The 4,387-nt window shown below is 76.1% G+C and carries 3 protein-coding genes and 1 pseudogene; 3 read left to right on the top strand and 1 reads right to left on the bottom strand.

The genetic code is table 11. The features are described from left to right. Positions 1 to 266 precede the first annotated feature (266 nt). Positions 267 to 503 carry a hypothetical protein gene (locus ABT106_RS31210; RefSeq protein WP_351284222.1) on the top strand — a complete coding sequence of 79 codons (237 nt, stop codon included), beginning with the start codon at positions 267 to 269 and terminating at the stop codon, positions 501 to 503. A 93-nt stretch (positions 504 to 596) separates the two neighbouring features. Here ABT106_RS31210 and ligA read toward each other — a convergent pair whose 3' ends face one another. Next, positions 597 to 2,654 (bottom strand): NAD-dependent DNA ligase LigA, encoded by a 2,058-nt coding sequence (gene ligA / locus ABT106_RS31205; RefSeq protein ID WP_351284220.1) that lies wholly within the window; start codon positions 2,652 to 2,654, stop codon positions 597 to 599. Positions 2,655 to 2,746: 92 nt separating this feature from the next. Between ligA and ABT106_RS31200 the strand changes: the two genes are divergently transcribed. Both ABT106_RS31200 and ABT106_RS31195 read left to right on the top strand, forming a co-directional pair. Next, positions 2,747 to 3,370 (top strand): nucleoside/nucleotide kinase family protein, encoded by a 624-nt coding sequence (locus ABT106_RS31200; protein ID WP_502979537.1) that lies wholly within the window; start codon positions 2,747 to 2,749, stop codon positions 3,368 to 3,370. A gap of 262 nt (positions 3,371 to 3,632) precedes the next feature. After that, positions 3,633 to 4,387: pseudogene (locus tag ABT106_RS31195) on the top strand (hydrogenase maturation protein); the annotation flags it as partial.

The raw sequence follows: 4,387 nt of genomic DNA, 5'->3' as shown, positions 1-4,387 counted from the left end.
GTGACCCTGGGCGGTGAGCACGCGGCGCGCCATCGGGCCGGACGCGGCGCCGGAGACCGCGCCCGCTCGGTGATCGTGGCGTACGAATCCGGCCTGGTGGCGGCCGGAAACGGGTGCAGTTGATCACCAAGTGCCCGCAAGAGGACCGGAATACTCCTGGTGTCCACACCTCTGACCAGCGAAAACACTGGACGATTCGCCCGTGCGGACAAGGGCCCGTCCATGGCACAGTGCGATCAGCCCAACCGCACGACCAGGGAGCCTCCATGCGTGACACGCACTCCACGCCGCTCGCGGCCGCACCCGGGTGCCTGCCGGAGCCGGGCCCGTTGCCCCGCTGCCCGGTGTGCGAGAGCGCGCCGGAGCGCATCTCCTGGCGCCAGCGCCCGGGCCTGCCGGTGGTGTTGGTCTTCGACCCCTGCGGCCACCGCTGGTCCTCGCCCGCCCCGCCGGTGCTCGCGGTCACCCCACCGGCCCCGGGTCCCCGGCGCGGCAGGGGCTGAGCCCGCGCGGCGGAGGCCCGGACACGGACCGGGCCCGCCGTCCCGCCGTCCCGGAGCCACGGGGCCCTGGGCCCGCGGAGGCGGCGGGGGCGGTCAGCCGGCGAGGAACGCGGCGATCCGCTCGGCGAACGCTTCCTCGCCGAGGATCTCGACGCCCGCCTCCGCGGCCTTGGCGAGCTTTCCGCCCGCCTTCTCGCCCGCCACGAGCAGCGTGGTCCGCCCCGATATGCCGCTCGAGGACTTCCCGCCCGCCCGCTCGATCAGCTCGCGCACCTTGTCGCGGGTGTCGTACGCGGCCAGCGGGCCCGTCATCTTCCCCGTGACGACGACGCTCTGGCCCGCGAGCGGCCCGTCCGTCGCCGTGGCCGCCGCCCCGTCCCGGCCCTCCACGCGCGGTTCCACCAGGTTGACCCCGGCCGCCGCCAGCTTGTCGATGACCGGCCCGAGCTCCGCCACCTGCGCGACGATCCCGGCGGCCTTGGACGCGCCGACCAGCTCCACCGCCGTCATCGCGGCCGCGTCGGCGGCCCGGACGGCCTCCATCGTTCCGAAGTGGCGGGCGATCCGCCGGGACATGCCCCGGCCGGTGCCGCGCACGCCGAGCGCGCAGAACACCCGTGAGAGGGGCCGGTCCTTCGCCGCCCCGATCTGCTCCACCAGCTTCGCGGCCCGCTTCTCGCTCCCCGCCGCCCGCGCGAGCCGCGCGTGGTCCAGCGCGAACAGGTCCGCGACGTCCCGTACGTCCCCGGCCTCGACGAGGGCCCGTACGTACCGCTCGCCCAGCCCGTCGATGTCGAGCTGGTCGCGCCCGGCCGCGTAGAGGATCGCGGCGATGCGTCCGCAGTCGGCGGGCTGGGCGCAGCGCCACCGCTCCTGGGAGCGGTCGATCTCCCCCTGGCATCCCGGGCACTCGGCCGGCGGCTCGATCACGCGCTCCCCGCCGGTGCGCAGCTCCACCACCGGGGCCTCGACGCGCGGGATGACGTCGCCCGCCTTGTAGACGGTCACCGTGTCACCGATCCGCAGGCCGCGGCGCTCGATGTCGGCGGGGTTGTGGAGGGTGGCGTGCCGCACCACCGAGCCGTCGATCTCCACCGGCTCCAGTACGGCGGTGGGCGCGAGCACACCCGTACGCCCCACCGACCAGGTCACGTCCAGCAGCCGGGTCCGTCGCTCCACGGCCGGCAGCTTGTACGCCGTCGCCCAGTGCGGGTGGCGCGAACCGGTCCCTGCGCGGGCCTGCTCGGCCAGGTCGTCCAGCTTGACGACGACTCCGTCGATGCCGAAGGGCAGCCCGGCGCGGAGCGCGGCGATCCGGTCGACCTGCTCCTGCGCCCCGGCGATCGTTCCCGCCACGGTCAGCCCGGCCGGGGTGTCGGCGGCCGTGCGGACGCCCGCGGCGGCGACGTACGCCATGACGTCCGAGTGCGTGGTGCGGGGCAGTTCGGTGCCCCCGTCGACTTCCACCGCGCCGAACGCCCAGAAGGTCATCTCCACCGTGTACGCGCGGCCCCTGGCCCGCAGCGTCCCCGCCGCGCCGTTGCGCGCGTTCGAGAACGGGCCCGCCCCGTGCGCGGCACGCGTCGCGTTGGCCCGCTCGAACTGCTCGGCCGTCAGGAGCACCTCGCCGCGCACCTCGAAGGAGGCGTCCACGGCGAGCTGCCGGGGGAGGCCGGTGATGGTGCCGATGGCGTGCGACACGTCCTCGCCGCCGATGCCGTTGCCCCGGGTGACGAGCTGGACGAGGCGGCCCCCGCGGTACCGGGCGGCCAGCGAGGCCCCGTCGAGCTTCGGTTCCACCACGTACCCGCCGCCGACGGGCTCCCCGAGCCGGCGGACGAGCGAGGACTCCCAGTCGAGGAGGTCCTGCGGGCTGAACGCGTTCGCGAGCGAGAGCATCGACGCCGTGTGCGCCACCTCCCCCGCCGCGACGGCGCCTCCGGCCACCTTGCCCGTGGGCGAGGCGGTGTCGGTGTGCTCCGGGTACCGCTCCTCGTAAGCCTGTATCAGCCCCATCAGGAGGTCGAAGGAGGCGTCGTCGAGGGCGGATTCACCGGAGCCGTAGTAGGCGGCGGCCGCCCCCAGGGCGGTGGCGATCGCGCCGGCGTACTCGTCTCGGGTGGCCAGGGCTTCAGCGGTGGTCGTCGTCATGCCGTGATCATGGCCCAGGGGTCTGACAACGCCCCTGCCCCGCCCGGTACCCGGGGGAAGCGACGCCGGTGCGGCAGGATAGGGGGGTGGAGATGACCGGACTGGCACGGCGGGCGGCTGCGCTGGCAGCCCGGGGCGGGCCGGGTGGTGACCGGCGGATCCTCGGGATCGCCGGGCCGCCGGGCGCCGGGAAGTCGACCGTGGCCGCGGCCCTCGCGGGGGTCCTGGGGCCGGACGTCGCCGTGGTGGTGCCGATGGACGGCTTCCACCTGGCGCAGGCCGAGCTGGTCCGGCTCGGCCGGGCCGGCCGCAAGGGCGCTCCGGACACCTTCGACGCGGCCGGGTACACCGCCCTCCTGCGGCGCCTGCGCGAACCCGCGGCGGGCACGGTCTACGCCCCGGCCTTCGACCGGTCGCTCGAGGAGCCGGTCGCCGGGAGCATCCCGGTCGGCCCCCGTGTCCCGCTGGTGATCACCGAGGGCAACTACCTGCTGTACGACGCGGGGGAGTGGGCGGGGGTACGGGAGCTGCTCGACGAGGCGTGGTACCTCGCCCCCGACGACGGACGGCGGATCGCACGCCTGGTCGCCCGGCACGTCCGTCACGGCAAGGACCCCGCCGGGGCGCGTGCCTGGGTGGCCCGCTCGGACGAGGCCAACGCCCGGCTCATCGCGCCGGGCCGGGACCGGGCGGACCTGGTCCTCGACACGGGCTGACACGGGACCGGCACCCGCCCCGCCCGGTCCGCCGCCCCGCCCGTCCCGCTGACGGGTCCGCCCCACCCGGGCCAGGCCCGTCGCCGCCCCGGGCCGCGGCCGAGTGGCCGCCGCCGGACGCACTTTCGAGTGACACCACCGCTTGGCGCCGGGAGCGCCCCGGCCGGCGTATTCGACCATCTCAGGCGGCCGGTCATGTTCCGGTCATGATCAGCCGGGGCGCCGGGGCGCCCGCGGATCCGGGCCGCCGCTGGGAGATCACGTGCACGTCCTGCTCGTCGCGAGTGCGTTCAACAGCCTCACCCAGCGGGTCCACGCCGAACTGCGCGACCACGGCCACAGCGTGGCGGTCGAATTGGCGCTGCCCCACACCTCCCTGACCGGGGCCGTCGGCCGGCACCAGCCCGACCTGATCCTCGCGCCGATGCTGCGCACGGCCGTCCCCGAGGAGGTGTGGGCCGCCCGCACCTGCCTGATCGTCCACCCCGGTCCGCCCGGGGACCGCGGACCCTCCTCCCTCGACTGGGCCGTCCGGGACGGGGCCGCCCGCTGGGCCGTCACCGTCCTGCAGGCCGAGGCGGAGATGGACGCCGGACCCGTCTGGGCCACGGCCGACTGCCCCGTCCCGCCGGTCGGCAAGAGCGACCTGTACCGCGGTGAGATCGCCGACGCCGCACTGCGGGCCGTCCTGCTGGCCGTCGACCGCTTCGCCTCCGGCACGTACGTCCCACGGCCGCAGAGCACCGGCACCGCGCGCCCCTCCATGCGCCAGGAGGACCGCCGCATCGACTGGGCGGCCGACTCCACCGAGCGGGTGCTGAGCGCCCTGCGCGCCGCCGACTCGCAGCCCGGCGTACGGGACGAACTGCTCGGCGCCGCCTGGTTCCTGCACGGCGGCCACCCCGAGGACCGGCTGCGCGGCCGCCCCGGGGAACTGCTCGCCACCCGGGCCGGCGCGATCTGCCGGGCCACCGCCGACGGAGCCGTCTGGATCCCCGAACTCCGGGCGCCCCGCAC

This window comes from Streptomyces sp. NPDC002044 (genome assembly GCF_040296725.1).
Classification (GTDB): domain Bacteria; phylum Actinomycetota; class Actinomycetes; order Streptomycetales; family Streptomycetaceae; genus Streptomyces; species Streptomyces antarcticus.
The sequence above is the reverse complement of the archived record's forward strand: the minus strand, read 5'-3'. Positions and strand labels throughout refer to the sequence as shown.